Genomic DNA, 20708 nt, shown 5'->3' with positions numbered 1-20708 from the left:
GGAACAGCTGGCTGGTGAACGAGCCGTCCAGCAGCTTGGTGCCGTTGAAATCGGCCTGCTTGGCGACGCGATCCACTTCCGCCGTCAGCTGCTTGACTTCGGCGTTCAGCGCGGCGCGGTCGGACGACGAGTTGCTGGCGTTGGCCGACTGCACGGCCAGTTCGCGGATGCGCTGCAGGTTGTTGCCGATTTCGCTCAGCGAGCCTTCGGCGACCTGGGCCAGCGAGATGCCGTCGTTCGCATTGCGCACGGCCACGTCCAGACCGCGGATCTGGGTGCTGAAGCGTTCGGAAATGGCCAGACCGGCGGCGTCGTCCTTGGCGCTGTTGATGCGCAGGCCGGAGGACAGCCGCTGGATGGTGGTGGCCAGTGAAGCGCCGCTGGTGCTCAGGTTGCGCTGAGCGTTCAACGACATCGTATTGGTGTTGATTACCTGTGCCATGGGTCGTCTCCTCTTATTTAGGTCCCGGCGTTGATGGAAAGAGGGTGCTGCCGGTTTGTTGGTTTGTTGGCTAGTCGCCCTCTGCTTGCGAAAGGGATAACGGCGCTGCCCGGAAAACCTTTAGGCCCGGGATGACGATTTCGTGCGGAAAATGCGCCGGTGCGGTACGCGGCGCGCGCCTTATTCGGCAGGGTGCGGCGGAACTTTAGGCCCCCGAAAAACCGTAGAGCGGAGCTCGCTCCGCTGCTCTTTCACGACGTCGCCCGTTGCAGGGCCCCGCAGCCGAGCAAGCTCGGCTCTACAGGCCCGGCGTAGAGCGGAGCTTGCTCCGCTGCGCGGACTCAAGGCGCGGGTGCCTTGCGCCAGACGTCGTCCGGATCCTCAAGCAGAGAGAGATCCGGGAAGCGGTACTCGCAACCGATCAGCACGCGCTGCTGCAGGCCCGGGCGCTCTTCCGTGTACAGGACCAGGGCATGCAGGTCGTCCAGCGGACCGGACAATGGTGTCTCGCTGTCGGCAAGACTGGCTTCCAGGACGCGGGCGACGTCATCGGCGCTGCCGCCAACCACCATCAATACCCGGTTGGCGGTGATGACCACCGCATCGCTTTCATGGCCCCAGGCCCGCACCGGCGTCTCCAGCCGGTACAGATCCATCGGTGGATCCGAATACTGCCGCTCGGTCTGCACGAAATCGTCGGGACGTTCCCGGCGCAGGCGTGGCAGCAGGCGGCCAATATCCGGACCGCTGCGGCAGGTGAGGGCATCGAACAGCGGATCGCCGGTTCCGTCGACCGAATCCTGCGCGGGCGCGTTCGTCGATGCCGGGGCGGCCGGCATGGACGAAGGCGCTATCGGCGGGACCGGACGCTGCTGAGCCTGCGCGGTTCCGATGCACGCCAGCAGCAACGCCACCGCGCAGCGTTTATTCGAGCTGCTCGTTCGCATGCCGGGCATCGAGGGCCTCCATGGCGTCGCGCGGCTTCAGCTTGCCGGCCTTCTCGAAAGCCGCCGCCGCCGCGTCCTCCTTCTTGTCGCCGTACAACAGCAGCAGCACGTTGGCGTGCTCGACGTGGGCGATGGGCGAGTCCGGGGTCAGCTTCAGCGCGGTCTTGATGTGCGATTCGGCCTCGGCGGCCTTGGCGCCATAGGTCAGGCCGCCGATCATGGCGCCGATCTTGTCGATGATCTCGGCGTGGTACAGCGCCAGCGCGGTATGCGCTTCGGCATGTTTGGGGGCCAGTTCGAGGGTGGCGTCCAGCGCTTCGCGCACCTTGCCGGCGATGCCCTGCTTGAGCGCCTTGACGATGCTCAAACCCTGGCTGTATCGCCCCAGCGCGAAGGCATGGCGGTAATGGCTGTTGGCCTCGTCCGGCAATGCCTTGACCGCGGCCTCGGCCAGCTTGGCGGCCTGTTCGAAGCGCTTGAGCTTCTCGTCCTCGTCGTCGACCAGATAGGTCGCATGGATGCCCAGCGCCTTGACCGCGACCGAGGCGCCGAACGGGCCGAGTGCCTGGCCGGCCTCGAAGGCGGCTTGGAAATCGCCGCGATGGAAGGCCCGCCAGGCTTCCTGCAGCGCGCTCGCCAGCGCGGCGGCATCCTGACCCTTGGCGGCCTTGCCGGCCGCGTCGATCAACGCCTGCGCACGCTTGCTGTCGGGGTAGGGCTCGGCATCGCCGGCGTGCAGCGCCGGCCAGGCCTTCTTCAAGGCGTCGCCCGCGTAGCTGAACGCCTTGGCGTCCAATGGAAACGGTGCCCATTTCGCCTGCTTGCCCGCCATGCCGACTCCCTCCCTTGATGGTTCGAATGAGCATGGCCGCAGCCCCTGCCGCTGACAAGCCCCGCGCCGCTAGTGTGTTTGCTCGATGCGGCGGCTTCAGCATCGAATCCGGAAGCCTGCCACCGTGGCCGGCGTCGAGGAGTCCCCCATGACTGCCAGGAACAAGACCACCCCGCGGGCCAAGGCCCCGGAACCGAATCTCCGCCATGTCTGGCTTGCCGGCCTCGGCGCGGTCGCGATCGCGCGCCGCCGCGGAGCCCAGCGCCTGACGGCGGCGAAGCAGGACATTGAACGCATCGCGCGGCAGGCACAGGCCACGCTGCGCGAGGTGCGGGCGCAGGGCGAGGCGGGCGTGGAGAAGTTCAGCGCCGATGTCGAGGCGCGCCTGGCGCCGGTGCTGGAAAAGCTGGGCCTGGCGTCCGCGCGTCCAGCCGCGAAGACCCGCCGCAAGAGTGCCACCGGCAAGCCGGCGCGGCCGGCGGCGCGCAAGCGCACGGGCGTGGGCAAGGCCACGACCCGCAAGCGCGCCCGGGCCTGATTGCAGGGTAGAGCGGAGCTTGCTCCGCTGCGATGGCGTTTGCCTTCGCGGGCCTGCGCCTTCGCGGACGATGGCGCATCCGCCGTTCAACGGACAGGCACAGGCAGCGGAGCGAGCTCCGCCGCACGTCAGTCGACGTAGGCGGACGTCAGCGTATTCAGATGCACCCGCTCGGCATCGCGCAGGAACGGCGCCACCAGCATCATCACCTGCACGATGCCGTGGCGGATGGCGATCTGCTCGTCCTTGTCCCCGCGCGCGGCCGCGTAGTTCAACCAGAACGTGGCCACCACCAGGATATTGGTCGCGGTGGCCGCCAGTTCCGCGGCCGAGGCGCGCATCACCCCGGCCTGGCCGAGTCCGCGCATCACCGCATGCGCGCTGTCATCGGCGCGCTTGAGCAGGCGGGCGAAGCGGATCCGCAGGCGACGGTTGCGGCTGAGGATCTCGACCAGATCCCGGTACAGGAAGCGGTAGTCCCAGATGCATTCGAACACCAGGTGCAACTGCAGCCAGATGTCCTCCAGCCCCGGCAGGCGGTCCACCGGCGCAGTGAGGGCGACATCCATCCGCTCCTCGTAGCGGGCGAACAGTTGTTCGATGATGTCGTCCTTGTTGCGGAAGTGGTAGTACAGGTTGCCGGGACTGATCTCCAGCTCGTCGGCGATATGGTTGGTGGTGACGTGCGGCTCGCCCTGCGCATTGAACATCGCGAGCGAGGCGTCGAGGATGCGCTGGCGGGTGTCGCGCGCCACGGTCTCAGGCGAGCAGCTTCTTCACCAGATCCACGTACTTCTTCTGCGCATCCTCGGACGCGGTGCCCTTGAGCTTGGCCCAGGCCTCGTACTTTGCGGTGCCGACGAAGTCGAAGAAACCGGGCTTGTCGCCCTTGACGTCGCCTTCCGCGCCCTGCTTGTAGAGCGCGTACAGGCGCAGCAGGGTTTCGTTGTCGGGTCGCTCGGCCAGGCCCTGGATATCGCGGGAAGCCTGTTCGAAGGCGGATTTCAGATCGGACATGGATGACTACCTCCCAATAGTGGCGGCATCACACCACGCGGGACATGACGGGTCAATCGGGGCGGGATTGTGGAAGCCGGGAGGCTCTGGCAAGTTAGGCCGCAGGGCGGGCGGAGGGCCCGCCCGCCTACACGGGACGGTACTCATGAGCTACTTCGTCACCGGCGCCACCGGATTCATCGGCCGCTACCTGGTTTCCAACCTGCTCAAGCGCAGTGGCACGGTGTACGTGCTGGTACGCAAGGATTCGCAGAAGAAATTCGACGCCATCGCCAGGAAGTCCGGCTGGGATCCGAAGCGGGTGGTGGCGGTGGCGGGCGACATGACCAAACCGCGCTGCGGACTCACACCCACCCAGCTGCGCAATCTGAATGGCAAGATCAAGCATTTCTTCCACCTGGCCGCGGTCTACGATCTGACCGCCAGCGTGGAGGCGCAGCAGGCCGCCAACATCGACGGCACCCGCCATGCGCTGGACCTGGCCGCGGCGCTGAAGGTGCCGCTGTTCCACCACACCAGCTCGATCGCCGCCGCCGGCCTCTACCCGGGCATCTTCCGCGAGGACATGTTCGAGGAAGCCGAGGGCCTGGACGATCCCTACCTGCGCACCAAGCACGATTCCGAGGCGATGGTGCGCAGGGAAACCCGCTTCAAGTGGCGAATCTACCGCCCCGGCATGGTGGTCGGGCATTCGAAGACCGGCGAGATCGACAAGATCGACGGCCCGTACTACTTCTTCACCCTGATCAAGAAACTGCGCGAGCTGCTGCCGCAATGGGTGCCGGTGCTGGGCATCGAGGGTGGACGCATCAACATCGTGCCGGTGGATTTCGTCGCCGACGCGATGGATCACATCGCCCACAAGCCCAAGCTGGATGGCCACACCTTCCACCTGACCGACCCGGAGCCGATGCGGGTCGGCGAGGTGCTCAATACCTTCTGCCGCGCCGGCCACGCGCCGGAAATGACCATGCGGCTGGACGCGCGCATGTTCGCGTTCGTGCCCAGCGGCATCCGCGCGGCGGTCGGCAACCTGCCGCCGGTGCGCCGTTTCATCGGCATGCTGCTGCGCGACTTCAAGATCCCGAAGGAAGTCCTCAAGTTCATCACCTATCCGACCCGTTTCGACAGCCGCGAGACCGAGCGCGCGCTCAAGGGCACGAACATCGCGGTGCCGCGCCTGGAAGGGTACGCCTGGCGCCTGTGGGACTACTGGGAACGGCACCTGGATCCGGACCTGTTCGTGGATCGCTCGCTCAAGGGCAAGGTGCGCAACAAGGTCGTGGTCATCACCGGCGGTTCTTCCGGCATCGGCCTGTCCACCGCGCAGCGGGTGGCCGAGGCCGGCGCGGTGACGGTGATCGTGGCGCGCGGCGAGGAGGAACTGTTCAAGGCCCGTGACGAGATGAAGGCCAAGGGCGGCAAGGTGTTCGCCTATACCGCGGACCTGGCGGACATGGCCGACTGCGATCGCCTGATCCGCCAGGTGCTGGACGAACATGGCCACGTCGACGTGCTGATCAACAACGCCGGCCGCTCCATCCGCCGCTCGATCGAGCTCAGCTACGACCGCTTCCACGATTTCGAGCGGACCATGCAGTTGAACTACTTCGGCAGCCTGCGCCTGATCATGGGCTTCCTGCCGAGCATGACCCACCGCCGCAAGGGCCACATCATCAACATCAGTTCGATCGGCGTGCTGGCCAATTCGCCGCGCTTCTCGGCCTATGTCGCCTCGAAGGCGGCGCTGGACGCGTTCAGCCGCTGCGCGCAGGGCGAGTTGTCGGGCAAGGGCATCAGCTTCACCACCATCAACATGCCGCTGGTGAAGACCCCGATGATCGCCCCGACCAAGATGTACGACAGCGTGCCGACGCTGACCCCGGAGGAAGCGGCGGATCTGGTGGTGAAGGGCATCATCGAGAAGCCCAGCCGCATCGCCACCCGCCTGGGCATCTTCGCCGCGCTGGTCAACGCGGTGGCGCCGAAGGCCTACGAGGTGATCATGAGCACGGCGTTCGAACTGTTCCCGGATTCGGCGGCGGCCAAGGGCGATCGGCAGGCGTTGAAGGAAGCCGCGCCGAGCCAGGAACAGATCGCCTTCGCGGCCCTGATGCGCGGCGTCCACTGGTAGAGCGGCGCTTGCTCCGCCGCGCCGGGACTCTCCTGGGATCCCGGCGGATCAGGACCGCCCGTGCATCACGCGGGAATGGGCGCGGAGAAAAAGCCGGGGCAGCGGAGCGAGCTCCGCTCTACGCGCCGTGGTCAGGCGCCCGTCCAGCCCGCGGGCAGCGCCTGCTGGTTGCGCATGTGCAGCGCCAGGGGTTCGATCCGGCTCCACAGGAACTCGCGCAGATCCGCATCCGCCACGGTTTCCTCCATGGCCTGGTGGAAACACGCGAGCCAGCCGCTGGCCTCGTCCATGCCGATCGCGAACGGCAGATGGCGGGCGCGCAGCATCGGCGCGCCCCGGCGTTCGGTGAACAAGGGCGGACCGCCCAGCCAGCCACTCAGGAACTCGAACAGCTTCTGCTCGCTGTCCGCCAGTTCCGGCGGATGGATCGCACGGACCGCGGCCGCTTCGGGCAGCGCGTCCATCAGGGCGTACATGCGCCGGGTCAGCTTGCGCACACCGGCTTCGCCGCCGATGCGCTGGTAAGGCGTCAGATCGTCTTGCATTGGCGCCAGCGTACCGGCTCCTTGCTGCCGGCAGGGGGATTGAGCTGCACGCGGACCGTGCGCAGCGCCGGGTAGAGCTCCACCTGCTGGCAGATCCGGGACCAGATCCCGGTCTCGTCGCCCTGGTAGTCCACCACCAGCGTCAGCCGGGTCTGCCACACGCCGCGAACCACGCCGGGCGTCCCCGACAGGGCGCGAGACACCGCCATCCGTTGCTCCTCGAGTTCCGCCTCGGTCGGTTCACGGTAAACCGCCACCGGGTTCGCGGCGGGCGCCGCGCTGGATGCGGGCGCGGGCACCGGCGTCGCGGGCGCGGCGGGGTCTTCGACCCCGAGTCCCGAATTGGCCAGCGCCGTCGCCACCAGCGCGCCCACCGCCACGCTGCCCAGCCAGCCGATGGCGATGTGGCGTTTGGCGCGCGCGGCGGCGTGGCCGACGATCTGCTCGCGCAGGTCGGGTTCGACTAGTGGCGCCAGTTCGTCCCACAGGCGCGGGCCGTCCAGTACTTCGATGTTGTGGCTCTGGGCGGCGATGCGGCCTTCCTGTTCGAGTTGTCCCTCGGTGGCGAGGATGCCGCCGGCCGCATTGCCCAGGCGGACGCTGGAAGCCAGTTCCTCGACCGAAGCGGCGCCGATGCGATAGGCCGAGCCGTGCTTGCACGACAGCAGCCAGCGCTGTCCGCGCAGGGTGAGCGGAAAGATCCCGCGCGGGTCGCGGGTCTCGTCCGGACCCGCGGCGACCACGGCCATGCCGCGCCGTTCCAGCGCGGTCAGCACCAATCGGGAGAATTCGCGCCAGCGCAGGCCGGAAAGCGCATGCAGGCCCGCCGCGATTTCATCCTTGCGGCGGCGTACCCACCACAGATAAACGCTGACGGCCACACCGGTCAGCAGGGCAACGGCCAGTCCAGACAGCCAGAAGAGCATGAATACCGCGGGGGTTGTTCGAAGAGTCGGCGGATTCTAACCAAGCGGTGGGCAAACCGCTGTCAGGAAAACCAGTACACGGCCCGGGCCGCGCGAAGCGCGTGGGCGGTGGCGGGGTTCAGGAAGCCGGGCGGACGCCGGAAACAAGAAGGCCCGCCAGTCCGAAGCCGTAAGGGGAGGGGAGCATACGTACTTCGTGGGGACTGGCGGGCCCGGGACTGATTGTTGCGCGATCCATGTTGCCTTGCAACAAGAAATTCGACCGATTTCAGGTTGCACCGGCAGGGTGCGTTCAGTCCGCGTTTTTCTTCGTCGCGCGCTTCGCGCTGGTGCGTTTTGCGCCGGCGGTGGCGCGCTTGGCGGCCGTCGCCTTCTTCGTCGCGGCAGCCTTCTTCACGGCGGGCGCGGCCTTGCGGGCCGGCTTGCGCGCGGACGGAACGCCACCGAGCCGACGCAGTTCCGCATTGAGCGCATCGACGCGATCGATCAACGCGCCGAGATCCTCGCGGCTGGGCACTTCCAGGCGGCGCAGGGCGCGCTGCACGCGGTCCTCGAACACCTTCTCCAGCCGATCCCAGGTGTCGGAAGCGCGGTCGCGGGCCTGGCCGACCGTGCTTTCGACCGCATCGCGGACCGCATCGACCCGTCCGCCCGCGAGCTTGCGGGTGGTCTGTTCCAGCGACAACCCTTCCTTGACCAGGGTTTCGAACAGCTTGCTGCCTTCGGCCTGGGCGCGGCCGAACGCGCCGACGCCGGCCAGCCATACCTGCTGCGCCGATTCGCTGAGGTTCTTGGAAAGACGTTGCGCCTGCGCCTGCAGGTTGTCCTGCTGGGCACCGGAGGCGGACTTCTTGCGGGCGGATTTCTTCAGGGTGGCCATGGGATTCCGTCGATGGAGGTGGGAACGTCCGCCAGAATCGGCGGCCGGTCTAGAGTTTTCACACCAGCGCGCGACCGTTTCTCAGGCGCGCGGCGCGGTGCTCGGCGATCCATTGATCCACGTCGTCCAGCGCACGCCGCAGCCGCGCGGTGGCGTCGGTCATGCGCGGCGCGATGTCGAGGCCGTCGAGGATGGACCGGTGCGGGTCGTCGATGATGTCGCGGCGCAGGCGGATGCCGTGCGCGGCCAGCATCGGTTGCAGCACCGGCGCGCGCCGGCGCAGATCGGCCAGGGTGTTGCGGTAGGCCAACTGGCAGACCCGGTGGCGCGAGGAAAAACTGAACAGATTGGTGAAGAACAGCTCGCTGTCGCCGGCGTTGGGCTCGAACACCAGCTGATCGATGTCCGGATATCGCAGCGGGTACTTTTCCAGTCCGATCTGCATGCGCGACTGCAGCAGCGTGCGCAGCGTCTGCGAGAGCACCGCCGGCAGGCCGCCGCTGGCCAGCCCGACCTGCTCGGCCTCGTCGGCCTGCGGGGCCGCGCGGGTGGCGTCGAACGGCACCAGCGGGTTGATGCCGATCATCAGGTCGATGTCGCGATCCAGCACGGTGGAGGCATGCATGGTCCGGCGCAGCGCGCCGTCCAGGAAATGGCGGCCGCGGATTTCCACCGGCGGATACAGGCCGGGCAGGGCCGCGCTGGCCTGCACCGCCTGCGAGATCGGCACGTCGTCCCAGCCGCGTTCGCCGAACCGGACCGCCTCGCCGGTATCCAGATCCACCGCCACCACGAACAGGTCCGCGCCGAGGGTACGGAAGTCGTTGCTGCGGCCCCGCCGGCTGAACACGTCGCGGAGGAAATCCTCCACCCCGGCGTTGTCGAACAGGCCGGTGGGCACCAGCCCGCCGAAGCGCAGGATCAGATCCCACCAGCGCACCGCCTTGCCCGGGTTGCGCAGCAGCCGCTGCGCCCACTGCGCGTACAGGCCGGGCAGGCTGGCCAGCCGGCGCAGGTACTCGTTGACGTTGGGGCGCAGGAACGTCTCGGGCCGGAATTCGGCGTCATCGCTGGTGCCGGTGATGAAGATCCGGCAGATCTCGGCGGTGCTCATCCGGTTGGCCAGGCCGGCGGCGAGGAAGGCGCCGGAACTCACCCCGACGTAGCAGTCCAGCCGGGTCAGGTCCAGGCCGTCGAGGGCTTCGTCCATCGCGCGCAGGGCGCCCAGCTCGTACATGCCGCCGATGGGGCCGCCGCCGGCGATGGCCAGGCCGATCCGGCCGCCGTCGCCACGCTTACGGGCACTGTGGATGGAGAGCATGCGGGTCCCGCACAGGAGGATGCGGCGAGTGTAGCCGACCGGCGCGACCGCTTGCGGGCGGCGGGATGGGCCCGGATCATCCGTTCATGGCCCGTCCTTCTTCCGTCGGCGAGCGGCTCGGCCGCCGCCTGGCCTGCCACCAGGCCCTGCATGATCCCCGCCGCGAGCCGCGCAATCGGCTGGCCTGGCTGCCCGAGCTCCGGCGCTGGCAGGCCGCGCGGCTGGAGCGCAGTTTCCGCCATTTCCTCGCCGACCCGCGCCGGCGGGGGGCGGCGATGTTCTTCCTCACCGATGTCTACGGCGACCAGGACTTCAGCCGCCGCGACGCCAGCGTCGCCAAGATCGTGCCGATGATGCAGCGGTTGTTGCCGGCGGCGGTGCTGGAGACGGTTGCCGACGCGATCGAACTGGGTGCACTGACCCACGCCCTGGACCTGCGCATGGCCGCGGCGCTGGAGACGCTCGCTCCGCGCCGCAAGCGGCTGGACGAGGCGCTGTACGCGCAGGCCTACCGCCAGGTCGGCCGGCCGCGCCTGCGCGCCCGCCAGATCGACCTGATCGCGCGGTTGGGCGTGGGACTGGCGAAGGCGGTGAAGATGCCCGGGGTGCTGACCCTGCTCAAGCTATCGCGTGGCCCGGCCAAGGCGACCGGGCTGGGCGACCTGCAGGGTTTCCTGGAACGCGGCTTCGCCGCGTTCTCGGCGTTGGGAGACGGCAAGTCGTTCGTCCGCGACATCGAACAGGCCGAACGCGAAGTCTCGCGGCGGCTGTTCGCCGGCGATCCGGCGCCGTTCGGGTAGGTACCGCCTGCACTCTCCCTTGTAGGAGCGACGTAAGTCGCGACGCGTCTTCTTTACTCGTTCGACCGAGCGCGCCTGTTGCCAAGGGTCGCGCCTTACGTCGCTCCTACAAGCCTATAGGGCTTGGCCGCCTCAGGCGAACTTCTCGCCCAGCACGCGGCGGATCTCCGATTCGATCGGGCCCTTCATCGCCGACAGCAGGAAGCCCAGATCGGCGGTGACGTGAAGTTGGCTCGGCAGCAGCGCGATGTGGCCATCGACGCCGGAGCGGCGGAAATTCAGGGTATCGCCGTCCCAGCCGTAATCCATGTCGAAGCGCTCGGCGAGTTTGCGCGCCACGTCTTCCACTGCCTTCCTCGCCTGCGTCGGGGTCTTGCTGTGCTCGTGGACGATGTCGATGGTAGCCATGGCGTTCTCTCCGGATTGGCCGCCTATTGTCCGCAAGCCGTTCACATTCGCAAGCAGGGTGGATGCGATGCCTCGCGTGCGCTAGTCTGCCGCCGGTGGAACAACTGCGACTTCATTTCTCCAACCGCGCGCAACCGGATCGCCCGCTGTCGATGGGCGTGCACCGGATCGTGCGCGAAGCCTCCGGTCACGTCGGTGTCGGCGATCACCTCCAGGGCGCCCTGCTGGTGCGCATCTGCGTGGATCGCCGCGGTCTGTGGCTGCAGGTCCCCACCGGCATGCGGGGGGTGCACGTGAACGGACGCCCGGTCCAGCGGATGGCGCTGCTGCGCGCCGGCGACACCATCTACGTGGACAGCGTCGAACTGCTGTTGCAGGCATCGCACCTGCCGCCGGAACCCGCGTCCGAGCCGATGCCCGCCGCGCCGGATCCCCGCATCATCCTGCGTGGCGTGGGTGGCAAGTACCACGGCCGCAGCATCCCGCTGCTGCGCCCGGTGCTGGTCGGCCGCGCCCGCGAGGCGGCCATTCGGGTGGACGATCCGGTGTTCGCCGAGCGCCACGCGCACCTGGAAGTGCAGGGTGACCGGATGCTGCTGCGGGATCTGGGATCGGCCGACGGCAGCCTGGTGAACGGGGTGGCGACGCGCGAGGCGCTGCTGGTGGCCGGCGATCAACTGGTGTTCGATCCCCAGCACCGATTCGTGGTGGAAGTGCCATGGACCCGCGCCGACGCGCCCTTGGGCGAAACCGAACGCGAGCCGAGCGGGCCGGCGGAAACCGAAGCACCACCGCTCCGGCGCGCCGGTACCGTGCGGCGCTGGCCCTGGCTGTTGCTGGCGGCGTTGCTGCTGGCCGCCGCGCTCAGCGCGCTGCTGCTGTTCGGCTCCGGCTGAGGCGCTTGCCCAGCCGCCAGCCCAGCAGCAGCGCCAGGATGGCGGCGTAGAGCAGGGGCTCGCGGATGTCCGATTTCACCAGCCACCAGAAGTGCAGCACGGCCAGCACGCCGACCGCGTAGACGATCTTGTGCAACTGGCCCCAGCGGCGGCCCAGCCGCCGGATCCAGCCCTGGGTGGACGTGATCGCCAGCGGGACCAGCAGCAGCCAGGCGGTGAAGCCCACGGTGATGTAGGGCCGCTTGGCGATTTCCTCGAAAATCTGCGTCCAGTAGCCCTGCAGGTCCAGGACCAGGTAGCAGGTCAGGTGCAGGGTGGCGTAGAAGAAGGCGTACAGGCCCAGCATGCGCCGGAACCGGATCAGCACGGCCTGGCCGGTGAGTTGCCGCAGCGGCGTGATGGCCAGCGCGATCATCAGCATCCGCAGCGCCCACAGTCCGGTGCGATGTTCGACTTCGGCGACAGGATCGGCGCCGAGCGCGTCGCTGCCGGTGCTCAGCACCGACCAGAACTGCCACGCCAGGATCGCCAGCGGCGTCAGCGCCAGCGCGTGCACCAGCGTCTTGACCAGCCACAGACGGGAAGATGGCCTGGCCCGGTTCATGCCGCGGCGCCGTCGCCAGTCCGCCTGGCGTTCCTGGTCAATCGCATATCACTTCAATACCACTTCTTCAGATCCAGCCCCGCGTACATCGAGGCGACCTGCGGGCCGTAACCGTTGAACAGGCGGGTCGGGATGCGCTCGGCGAACACCCGGTTGGTGGTGCCGGCGATGCGGCGTTCGGTCTTCTGGCTCCAGCGCGGGTGATCGACGGCCGGATTGACGTTGGAGAAGAACCCGTACTCCGACGGCTGCAGTTCGTGCCAGGCGGTCTCGGGCATCTTCTCCACGAAGGTGATCGCCACGATCGACTTGATGCTCTTGAAGCCGTATTTCCACGGCACCACCAGCCGCAGCGGCGCGCCGTTCTGCTGCGGCAGTGGCTTGCCGTACAAGCCGGTGGCGAGCAGGGTCAGCGGGTGCATCGCCTCGTCGATGCGCAGGCCCTCCTTGTAGGGCCACTCGATCGAGCGGTAGCGGATGCCCGGCATCTGCACCGGATCGGCCAGGGTGGTGAAGGCGACGTAGCGGGCCTTGGAGGTCGGCGCGAACTTCTTCAACACCGCGCCCAGCGGCACGCCCAGCCAGGGAATCACCATCGACCAGCCTTCCACGCAGCGCAGCCGGTAGACCCGCTCCTCCGGGCTCAGGCCCTTGACCAGATCCTCCAGCGCCAGCTTGCCCGGACGCTCGCATTCGCCGCCGACCACCACCGACCACGGCGAGGTGCGCAGGGTCTTGCGGGCGGTGGACGGGTCGGCCTTGCCGGTGCCGAACTCATAGAAGTTGTTGTAGGTGGTGACGTCCTCGTAGCGGGTCAGCGCCTCGTCGGTCCGGAAGCCCGAGCGGACCTGTTCGGGCGTCAGCGCGGTCCGGGGCGGCGGCGGCGGTTCGGCGTCGGCGCAGCCGGCCAGCGCCAGTGCGGGGGCGAACGCCATCGCGCGCAGCAGATCGCGGCGCTGGCGGTAGACCGCTTCATCGGTGATCTCGGAAGCGGGAATCCTGAGGGCATCCCGGAGGGACATGGGAAACTCCAAACGACAGTCGTGGACAGGAAAACAGAGGCGCCAATCGCCCGGAAGGTTTCGCCGGAATCCGCGTCGCGTCGCTCCGGCGGCATTCCGTTTATACGCCGGACAGCCTGCGCCGCGCGAAAAAAGACCGGGCCGGGCGGGAAAGGTTGCCCCTGCAACTGATGCACTGCGGCATACTACGGCTTCCCCGTTCAGGTGCCTTATGACGCGCGCGTTCAACTTCAGTGCCGGTCCCGCCACCCTTCCCGAACCGGTATTGCGGCAGGCGCAGGCCGAAATGCTGGAATGGAACGGTGTCGGCGCCTCCATCGTCGAAATCAGTCATCGCAGCGCGGACTTCATCGCGGTGGCCGCCCAGGCCGAAGCGGGTCTGCGGACCCTGCTGTCCATCCCCGACGATTACGCCGTGCTGTTCCTGGCCGGCGGCGCCACCACCCAGCAGGCGCTGCTGCCGCTGAACTTCGCCGCTCCGGGGCAGGCTGTCGACTACGTGGTCAGCGGCCACTGGGGCAAGACCGCGGTCAAGCAGGCCAAGCCGTACGTGGCCGTCAACGTGGCCGCCGACGGCGAGCCGGGCGGGTTCCGCGACATTCCGGCCCGCGCCGACTGGCGGTTGAGCGACGACGCGGCCTATGTGCATATCACCGCCAACGAAACCATCCACGGCCTCGAGTTCCGCGACGTGCCGGACGTGGGCGCAGCGCCGCTGTTCGCCGACTTCAGCTCGAATATCGCCTCCGAACCATTGGACGTTTCGAAGTTCGGGCTGATCTACGCCGGCGCGCAGAAGAACCTCGGCCCGGTCGGTATCTCGGTGGTCATCGTCCGCCGCGACCTGCTGGAACGCGCCGGCCAGCCACGCGCCGACATCTTCGACTACCGCTCGCACGCCGCGCGCGATTCGATGCTCAATACGCCGCCTACCTGGAACTGGTACCTGCTGGGCCTGACCGTGAAGTGGATGCTGGACGAAGGCGGTGTCGCCGAGTTCGCGCGCCGCAACGCGGCCAAGTCGGCGCTGATCTACCAGGCCATCGACGGCTCGGGCGGCTTCTACCGCAACGATGTGGCGACCGCGGTGCGTTCGCGGATGAACATCCCGTTCTTCCTGCCGGACGAGGAACTGACCGCGCGCTTCGTCAGCGAGTCGAAGCAGGCCGGCCTGCTGGCGCTGAAGGGCCACAAGGCGGTCGGTGGCATCCGCGCTTCGCTGTACAACGCCATGCCGCTGGCCGGCGCGCAGGCGCTGGCGGATTTCATGCGCGACTTCCAGCAGCGCAATGGTTGAACGACATCCAATGTAGGAGCGACGTCAGTCGCGACCGGAAACCTTGCAGTCGCGACTGACGTCGCTCCTACCAGGAATTTCAAGGAACAGACACATGGCCGCAAAGCCCAGGAAAACCGCCGGCAAGACCACCAAGCCGCCCGCTCGCGGCAAGGCCGCCGTATCCGCTGTCGCCGCACCGGTGCTGGCCGACGTGCGCGCCAAGATCGACGGCATCGACCGCGAGATCCAGGAGCTGATCGCCGAGCGCGCGCGCTTCGCCCACCAGGTCGGCAAGGCCAAGGGCAAGCTGGCCGCGGCGGTGGACTACTATCGCCCCGAGCGCGAGGCGCAGGTGCTGCGGATGGTGGTGGACCGCAACGAGGGTCCGCTCAGCGACGAAGTGCTGGTGCACGTGTTCCGCGAAATCATGTCCGCCTGCCTTGCCCAGCAGGAGCCGTTGAAGATCGGCTTCCTCGGACCGGAAGGCACCTTCAGCCAGCAGGCCGTGCTCAAGCACTTCGGCCGTTCGGCGCATGGCCTGCCGCTGGCGAGCATCGAGGAAGTGTTCCAGGAAGTGGAAAGCGGCAACGCCGATTTCGGCGTGGTGCCGGTGGAGAACTCGGGGCAGGGCACCATCCAGGTCACCCTGGACATGTTCCTCACCTCCAACCTGAAGATCTGCGGCGAAGTCGAGCTGCGCGTGCACCAGTTCCTGCTCTCGCGCACCGGCCGCATCGACGACATCGAGCGCATCTACGGCCACCCGCAATCCTTCGCTCAGACCGCCGGCTGGCTGCGCGCCAACCTGCCCAAGGTCGAGAAGATTCCTGTGTCCAGCAACGCCGAGGGCGCGCGCCGTGCGCGCAACTCCGATGACGCCGCCTGCATCGCCGGCGAGAGCGCCGGCCATGTCTACGGCCTCAAGAAAGTGGTGATGAGCCCGATCCAGGACGACAAGGACAATACCACCCGCTTCCTGGTCATCGGCCGCAGCATCTTCCCGCCGTCGGGCCACGACCGTACTTCGGTGCTGGTCTTCATCCATGACAAGCCCGGCGCGCTGTTCGACGTGCTCAGCCCGTTCGCGCGCCACGGCATCAGCATGAACCGGATCGAATCGCGGCCCTCGCACCACGCCAAGTGGGAATATGGCTTCTTCATCGATCTGGCCGGCCATGTCGACGACGAAGGCATGAAGCAGGCCCTGGCCGAACTCGAGGCGCACTCCGCCCAGATCAAGATCCTCGGCTCCTACCCGGTGGCGGTGCCCTGATACGGGAATGGGGAATCGGGAATAGGGAATCGTCCAGGCAGGCAGATTCACCTTTACCGGATGTCCCTTCTTCCACGTGATATCGCTTTTTCGATTCTCCATTCCCCATTCCCGATTCCCTGCAAATGAACGACTGGATTGCATCCCCCGGACAGCCGCTGCGCGGCGAGCTGACCATTCCCGGCGACAAGTCGGTGTCGCATCGCGCGGTGATGTTCGCCGCGCTGGCCGATGGCGTCTCGCAGATCGATGGCTTCCTGGAGGGCGAGGACACCCGCGCCACCGCCGCGATTTTCCAGAAACTCGGCGTGCGCATCGAAACCCCTTCGCCATCGCGCCGCATCGTGCATGGTGTCGGCGTGGACGGGCTGAAGGCGGCCGCCGGCGAACTCGATTGCGGCAATGCCGGCACCGGCATGCGCCTGCTGGCCGGCCTGCTGGCGGCGCAGCCGTTCGACAGCGTGCTGGTCGGCGACGAATCGTTGTCGCGCCGGCCGATGCGGCGCATCACCGGACCGCTGGCGCGCATGGGCGCGCGCATCGACACCGAAGAGGGCGGCCTGCCGCCGCTGCGCATCCACGGTGGCCAGCCGCTGCAGGGCATCGACTACACCCTGGAAGTCGCCAGCGCGCAGGTGAAGTCGGCGGTGCTGCTGGCCGGCCTGTACGCGCAGGGCGAGACCATCGTCCACGAACCGCACCCCACCCGCGATTACACCGAGCGCATGCTGGCCGCGTTCGGCGCCGACATCGAATTCTCGCCCGGCCACGCGCGCCTGCGCGGCGGCCAGCGCCTGCGCGCGACCGATGTGGTGGTGCCGGCGGACTTTTCGTCCTCGGCGTTCTTCCTGGTCGCCGCCAGCATCGTGCCCGGTTCGGAACTGCGCCTGCGCGCGGTCGGACTCAATCCGCGCCGGACCGGCCTGTTGACCGCGCTGCGTCTGATGGGCGCGGACATCCGCGAGGAAAACCGGGCGGAGCAGGGCGGTGAACCGGTCGCCGATCTGGTCGTGCGATACGCGCCGCTGCGCGGTATCGAAGTGCCCGAGGCGCTGGTGCCGGACATGATCGACGAGTTCCCCGCGCTGTTCGTCGCCGCGGCTTGCGCCGAAGGCCCGACCGTGGTGCGTGGCGCCGCCGAACTGCGGGTCAAGGAATCCGATCGGCTTGCGACGATGGCCGCGGGCCTGCGCACGCTGGGCCTGCAGGTGGACGAAACTCCCGATGGCGGGACCATCCATCCGGGCACCCTGCAGGGCGGCCACATCGACAGCCACGGCGATCATCGCATCGCGATGTCGTTCGCGGTCGCCGGCCAGCGCAGCGGCGGCGAAGTGCGGGTCGGCGACATCGCCAACGTCGCCACCTCGTTCCCCGGTTTCGACACCCTGGCGACCGGCGCCGGCTTCGCCTTGCGGCCTGCGTGAGTCCCACAATCCCTGTAGGAGCGACGTAAGTCGCGACCCGATTTCGTCTTCCTGCTCGGCAGGTCGCGACTTACGTCGCTCCTACAGACAAGCAGCAAAGCAAAAAGGGAAGCCGTCGCCGGCTTCCCTTTTTCGATTCCGGTTTCAGGCCGGCTTCAAATCGGCTTGAAATCGACCGGCACCTGCACCGTGCTGGCGACCGCCTTGCCGTTGCGCAAGGCCGGTTCGAAGCGCCACTTGCGCACGGCCTGCACCGCGGCGCGATCCAGATCGCGATTGCCGCTGCGGCGGACCACGTCGACATCGACCGGCTGGCCGCTGGCGTCGAGTTCGGCGCGCACCATCACCGTGCCGCCGATGCCGGCGCGAAGCGCGGCAGCCGGATATTGCGGCGACGGATTGCCGGTCATCAGCCGCGGCCCCTGCGAACGAGGGGCACGCTCGGCGGAAGCGACGCTGCGGCGCTGTTCGGCGCGCGGCTTGTCGGTGCGGGAAGCCGCAGCGGTAGCCTCGTCGTCGGGCACGACGGCGGGCGCGGTCACCGGGGGAGCAGCGCTTTCCAGTGGCAGCGATGCCGGTTGGCGCTGCTTGTACCACGCCACTCCGGCCGCCACGACGGCAAGCAGGGCAATCACCCACAACAACACCAGGGATGCGTTCTTCTCCCGTGGCGGCGTCGTATCAGCCGTTTCGGCGGGACTCCATTCGGGCTGGGGATGCGTATGGGCCATGGAAAAACCTCCTCGTCCACGCGTTGCTGCGTTGGCATCGAGTCTTGCATGGAGGTTTGTTGGCATCGCGTGAGCGGCCGGTAAAGTCGCCCGGATCGGGAAAGTCACGATTCAGCTGGCGCGCCGCCGGTTCAGCTGCGCGCCAGTTCCCGGCTCATTGCTGCAGATTGAAGTCGATCGGAACGACCACGCTGGACGCCACCGGTTGGCCGTCGCGCTGGGCCGGATTGAAGCGCCAGCGGCGGACCGCGTCGAGCGCGGCGCGATCCAGATCGCGCGAGCCGCTGCGGGCCTCGACGGACACGTCGGTGGGCACGCCGTCGGCACCGACTTCCACCCGCACCATCACCGTGCCGGCATCGCCCCGGCGCAACGCGGCGGCGGGATAGTCGGGCGGGGGCGTCTGGCCTGCCATTGGTACCGGCTGGTCGCCGGGCGCCAGCGCCACGCCGGCGGCCGGTGCCGCGGGCGCATCCGGTACCGCGGGAGCGGCCGGTGCCGGGGCTTCCTCGATCGGTGCCGGCATCGGTGCCTGTTCGACCAGTTGCGGACGCCCGTTGCCGTCTTGGCGGGGTTCTTCCAGGCCGCTGGCGCCACCGCGCGCGGGCAGGGGTTCGGGCAGCGCCTCCACCACCGGCTTGTTGCCCTCGACCGTGGCCTCGGGCTGGTAGAAGCCGTCGTCGCCGCGGCCGACCAGCCAGACAATCACGAACAGCAGCAGCCCGGCGCCGAAGGCGATGCCGGCGATGCGCAGGGTGCGGCGGGGCAGGCGGAACACGAGTTCGGAATCCGGGGATTCGCGGGAAGCGGACATGGAAGGCACCGTGGTGGCTGCGCCGATTCTGACACGCCCGGGGTGAACGCTGCGAGGCATGACGGCGCATAAAAGGCGATAATCGGCGTCCTGCCGCATATCCGTTCCGAATCCCATGCTCGATCCCGCCCTGCTTCGCACCCAGACCGCTGAACTCGCCCAACGCCTGAAGGACAGCCGGGGTTTCGACCTTGACGTGTCCCGGCTGGCCGAACTGGAGTCGTCGCGCAAGCAGATCCAGAAGCGCACCGAGGAACTTCAGAACCTCCGCAATACCCGTTCCAAGGCGATTGGCCAGGCCAAGGCCAAGGGCGAGGACGTGGCCGCGCTGATGGCCGAGGTGGCCGGTTTCGGCGACGAGCTCAAGGCCTCGGAAGTGAAGCTGGAGGAGATCCGCGGCGCTATCGAGGCGATCGCGCTGGGCATTCCCAACCTGCCGCATGCCAGCGTCCCGAACGGCGGCGACGAGAGCCAGAACGTCGAACAGCATCGCTGGGGCGCCCCGCCGGCGTTCGACTTCCCGGTCAAGGACCATGTGGAACTCGGCGCCCGCCACGGCTGGCTGGATGGCGATACCGCCGCCAAGATTTCCGGCGCGCGCTTCACCGTGCTGCGTGGCCAATTGGCCCGCCTGCACCGCGCGCTGGCGCAGTTCATGCTGGACCTGCATACCGGCGAACACGGCTACGAGGAAACCAACGTGCCGCTGATCGTCAACGCCGAGAGCCTGTATGGCACCGGCCAGTTGCCCAAGTTCGAAGAGGACATGTTCAGCACCCAGCTGGGCGAGCACAAACGCTACCTGATCTCCACCTCCGAGATCTCGCTGACCAACATCGTCCGCGACGAAATCCTCGACGACGCGCGCCTGCCGCTGCGCATGACCGCGCATTCGCTATGCTTCCGCTCCGAGGCCGGCAGCAGCGGCCGCGACGTGCGCGGCTTCATCCGCCAGCACCAGTTCGAGAAGGTGGAACTGGTCTCGATCGCTCGCCCCGCGGAAAGCTACGACGAGCACGAACGCATGACCCGCAGCGCGGAAGTGGTGCTGGAAAAGCTGGGCCTGCCGTACCGCCGCATGCTGCTGTGCTCGGGCGACATGGGTTTCTCCGCCACCAAGACCTACGATCTGGAAGTCTGGCTGCCGTCGCAGCAGACCTACCGCGAGATTTCCTCGTGCTCCAACTGCGAGGATTTCCAGGCCCGCCGCATGCAGGCGCGCTGGCGCAATCCGGCCACCGGCAAGCCCGAGCCGGTACACACCCTCAACGGTTCCGGCACCGCCGTGGGCCGCGCGCTGATCGCGGTGATGGAGAACTACCAGAACGCCGACGGCTCGATCACCGTGCCTGAAGTGCTGCGCCCCTACATGGGCGGCACCGACCGCATCGCCTGATCCGCGCGCGAACCCTCCCGTAGAGCGGAGCTTGCTCCGCTGCCCGACGCCGCGCGATTCCTTGGTCCGATTCGCGCCGATTCTTACCGAACGACCGCGCATCCCGTAGCCGAGCAAGCTCGGCTCTACGCCTCGCTCTTCGGAGAAGAGGGGGACCGAAGGGGATTCGCGCTCGCATCGCCTGATCGGCACCCGCGAACCTCCCGTAGAGCGGAGCTTGCTCCGCTGCCCGATGCCACGCGATTCCTTGGTCCGAGTCGCGCCGATTCTTACCGGACGACCGCGCATCCCGTAGCCGAGCAAGCTCGGCTCTACGCCTGCTCCTTTGGAGAAGAGAGGGACCGAAGGGGATTCGCGCTCACATCGCCTGACCGGCACCCGCGAACGCTCGCGTAGAGCGGAGCTCGCTCCGCTGCCCGATGCCACGCGATTCCTTGGTCCGAGTCGCGCCGATTCTTACCGGACGACCGCGCATC

Annotated in this window: 22 protein-coding genes; 8 read left to right on the top strand and 14 right to left on the bottom strand. The window is 67.9% G+C overall.

The annotated features are described in order from the left end of the window. From ACTJI2_RS19890 to ACTJI2_RS19880, 3 genes are all read right to left on the bottom strand, one after another. Positions 1 to 442 (bottom strand): flagellin N-terminal helical domain-containing protein (locus ACTJI2_RS19890; RefSeq protein WP_440843122.1); only part of this gene is annotated, 442 nt, incomplete at its 3' end. Positions 443 to 783: 341 nt separating this feature from the next. Continuing rightward, positions 784 to 1281, bottom strand: a complete 498-nt coding sequence (locus ACTJI2_RS19885; protein WP_440843121.1) for a hypothetical protein — start codon at positions 1279 to 1281, stop codon at positions 784 to 786. Between the two features lie 85 nt (positions 1282 to 1366). Further along, positions 1367 to 2221, bottom strand: a complete 855-nt coding sequence (locus tag ACTJI2_RS19880) for a hypothetical protein (protein ID WP_440843119.1) — start codon at positions 2219 to 2221, stop codon at positions 1367 to 1369. A gap of 148 nt (positions 2222 to 2369) precedes the next feature. Here ACTJI2_RS19880 and ACTJI2_RS19875 point away from each other — a divergent pair, with 148 nt between their 5' ends. Continuing rightward, entirely contained in the window at positions 2370 to 2759 is a 390-nt protein-coding gene (locus ACTJI2_RS19875; RefSeq protein WP_440843118.1) for a hypothetical protein, read from the top strand. Positions 2760 to 2887: 128 nt separating this feature from the next. Here ACTJI2_RS19875 and ACTJI2_RS19870 read toward each other — a convergent pair whose 3' ends face one another. Beyond that, complete coding sequence (locus ACTJI2_RS19870; protein WP_183636892.1) at positions 2888 to 3514, bottom strand: TetR/AcrR family transcriptional regulator; 627 nt, start codon at positions 3512 to 3514, stop codon at positions 2888 to 2890. A 4-nt stretch (positions 3515 to 3518) separates the two neighbouring features. After that, positions 3519 to 3776 carry an acyl-CoA-binding protein gene (locus ACTJI2_RS19865; RefSeq protein WP_183636889.1) on the bottom strand — a complete coding sequence of 86 codons (258 nt, stop codon included), beginning with the start codon at positions 3774 to 3776 and terminating at the stop codon, positions 3519 to 3521. A 145-nt stretch (positions 3777 to 3921) separates the two neighbouring features. Between ACTJI2_RS19865 and ACTJI2_RS19860 the strand changes: the two genes are divergently transcribed. Then, positions 3922 to 5910 (top strand): SDR family oxidoreductase, encoded by a 1989-nt coding sequence (locus ACTJI2_RS19860; RefSeq protein ID WP_440843116.1) that lies wholly within the window; start codon positions 3922 to 3924, stop codon positions 5908 to 5910. A 131-nt stretch (positions 5911 to 6041) separates the two neighbouring features. Here the strand turns inward: ACTJI2_RS19860 and ACTJI2_RS19855 are convergent, their stop codons facing one another. The 4 genes from ACTJI2_RS19855 to ACTJI2_RS19840 all read right to left on the bottom strand — a co-directional run bounded on the left by ACTJI2_RS19855 (position 6042) and on the right by ACTJI2_RS19840 (position 9582). Continuing rightward, positions 6042 to 6455, bottom strand: coding sequence for a group II truncated hemoglobin (locus tag ACTJI2_RS19855; RefSeq protein ID WP_183636885.1), 414 nt, complete (start codon positions 6453 to 6455; stop codon positions 6042 to 6044). Then, entirely contained in the window at positions 6440 to 7381 is a 942-nt protein-coding gene (locus tag ACTJI2_RS19850) for a restriction endonuclease (RefSeq protein ID WP_440843114.1), read from the bottom strand. Before ACTJI2_RS19850 ends, ACTJI2_RS19855 begins: the two co-directional genes overlap by 16 nt. A gap of 292 nt (positions 7382 to 7673) precedes the next feature. Further along, complete coding sequence (locus ACTJI2_RS19845; RefSeq protein WP_440843113.1) at positions 7674 to 8261, bottom strand: phasin family protein; 588 nt, start codon at positions 8259 to 8261, stop codon at positions 7674 to 7676. 58 nt (positions 8262 to 8319) lie between these two features. Beyond that, positions 8320 to 9582, bottom strand: coding sequence for a patatin-like phospholipase family protein (locus tag ACTJI2_RS19840; RefSeq protein ID WP_440843111.1), 1263 nt, complete (start codon positions 9580 to 9582; stop codon positions 8320 to 8322). Positions 9583 to 9668: 86 nt separating this feature from the next. Between ACTJI2_RS19840 and ACTJI2_RS19835 the strand changes: the two genes are divergently transcribed. Next, the gene (locus ACTJI2_RS19835; RefSeq protein ID WP_183636875.1) at positions 9669 to 10382 is read left to right on the top strand and encodes an FFLEELY motif protein; all 714 of its coding nucleotides are present in this window, start codon (positions 9669 to 9671) and stop codon (positions 10380 to 10382) included. Between the two features lie 132 nt (positions 10383 to 10514). Here ACTJI2_RS19835 and ACTJI2_RS19830 read toward each other — a convergent pair whose 3' ends face one another. Then, positions 10515 to 10790: a polyhydroxyalkanoic acid system family protein gene (locus ACTJI2_RS19830; protein WP_183636873.1), complete on the bottom strand. Its 276-nt coding sequence runs from the start codon at positions 10788 to 10790 to the stop codon at positions 10515 to 10517. Between the two features lie 95 nt (positions 10791 to 10885). Between ACTJI2_RS19830 and ACTJI2_RS19825 the strand changes: the two genes are divergently transcribed. Beyond that, positions 10886 to 11686, top strand: coding sequence for an FHA domain-containing protein (locus tag ACTJI2_RS19825; RefSeq protein WP_440843123.1), 801 nt, complete (start codon positions 10886 to 10888; stop codon positions 11684 to 11686). Here the strand turns inward: ACTJI2_RS19825 and msrQ are convergent. Next, positions 11655 to 12290: a protein-methionine-sulfoxide reductase heme-binding subunit MsrQ gene (msrQ, locus tag ACTJI2_RS19820; protein WP_440843108.1), complete on the bottom strand. Its 636-nt coding sequence runs from the start codon at positions 12288 to 12290 to the stop codon at positions 11655 to 11657. The genes ACTJI2_RS19825 and msrQ overlap by 32 nt on opposite strands. Before the next feature lie 53 nt (positions 12291 to 12343). After that, on the bottom strand, positions 12344 to 13312 hold the full coding sequence (gene msrP, locus ACTJI2_RS19815; RefSeq protein WP_192198754.1) for a protein-methionine-sulfoxide reductase catalytic subunit MsrP: 969 nt from the start codon (positions 13310 to 13312) through the stop codon (positions 12344 to 12346). Between the two features lie 211 nt (positions 13313 to 13523). Between msrP and serC the strand changes: the two genes are divergently transcribed. From serC to aroA, 3 genes are all read left to right on the top strand, one after another. Next, a complete protein-coding gene (gene serC, locus ACTJI2_RS19810) occupies positions 13524 to 14609 on the top strand; it encodes a phosphoserine transaminase (protein ID WP_440843106.1) in 1086 nt (361 codons plus the stop codon). Between the two features lie 94 nt (positions 14610 to 14703). Further along, positions 14704 to 15864 carry a prephenate dehydratase gene (pheA, locus tag ACTJI2_RS19805; protein WP_192198752.1) on the top strand — a complete coding sequence of 387 codons (1161 nt, stop codon included), beginning with the start codon at positions 14704 to 14706 and terminating at the stop codon, positions 15862 to 15864. A 125-nt stretch (positions 15865 to 15989) separates the two neighbouring features. Further along, on the top strand, positions 15990 to 17291 hold the full coding sequence (gene aroA / locus ACTJI2_RS19800; RefSeq protein ID WP_183636862.1) for a 3-phosphoshikimate 1-carboxyvinyltransferase: 1302 nt from the start codon (positions 15990 to 15992) through the stop codon (positions 17289 to 17291). 155 nt (positions 17292 to 17446) lie between these two features. Here aroA and ACTJI2_RS19795 read toward each other — a convergent pair whose 3' ends face one another. Both ACTJI2_RS19795 and ACTJI2_RS19790 read right to left on the bottom strand, forming a co-directional pair. Further along, the gene (locus ACTJI2_RS19795) at positions 17447 to 18022 is read right to left on the bottom strand and encodes an energy transducer TonB (protein ID WP_225562416.1); all 576 of its coding nucleotides are present in this window, start codon (positions 18020 to 18022) and stop codon (positions 17447 to 17449) included. A gap of 154 nt (positions 18023 to 18176) precedes the next feature. Then, complete coding sequence (locus ACTJI2_RS19790; protein ID WP_318289214.1) at positions 18177 to 18836, bottom strand: energy transducer TonB; 660 nt, start codon at positions 18834 to 18836, stop codon at positions 18177 to 18179. A 115-nt stretch (positions 18837 to 18951) separates the two neighbouring features. Here ACTJI2_RS19790 and serS point away from each other — a divergent pair, with 115 nt between their 5' ends. Next, a complete protein-coding gene (gene serS / locus ACTJI2_RS19785; RefSeq protein WP_440843104.1) occupies positions 18952 to 20232 on the top strand; it encodes a serine--tRNA ligase in 1281 nt (426 codons plus the stop codon). Positions 20233 to 20708: the final 476 nt, after the last annotated feature.

The sequence above is a fragment of the Pseudoxanthomonas sp. 22568 genome, assembly GCF_052044485.1.
In the GTDB taxonomy this organism is placed as follows: domain Bacteria; phylum Pseudomonadota; class Gammaproteobacteria; order Xanthomonadales; family Xanthomonadaceae; genus Pseudoxanthomonas_A; species Pseudoxanthomonas_A beigongshangi.
Note: the sequence above shows the minus strand (reverse complement) of the source record. Positions and strands in the feature narration are given on the sequence as shown.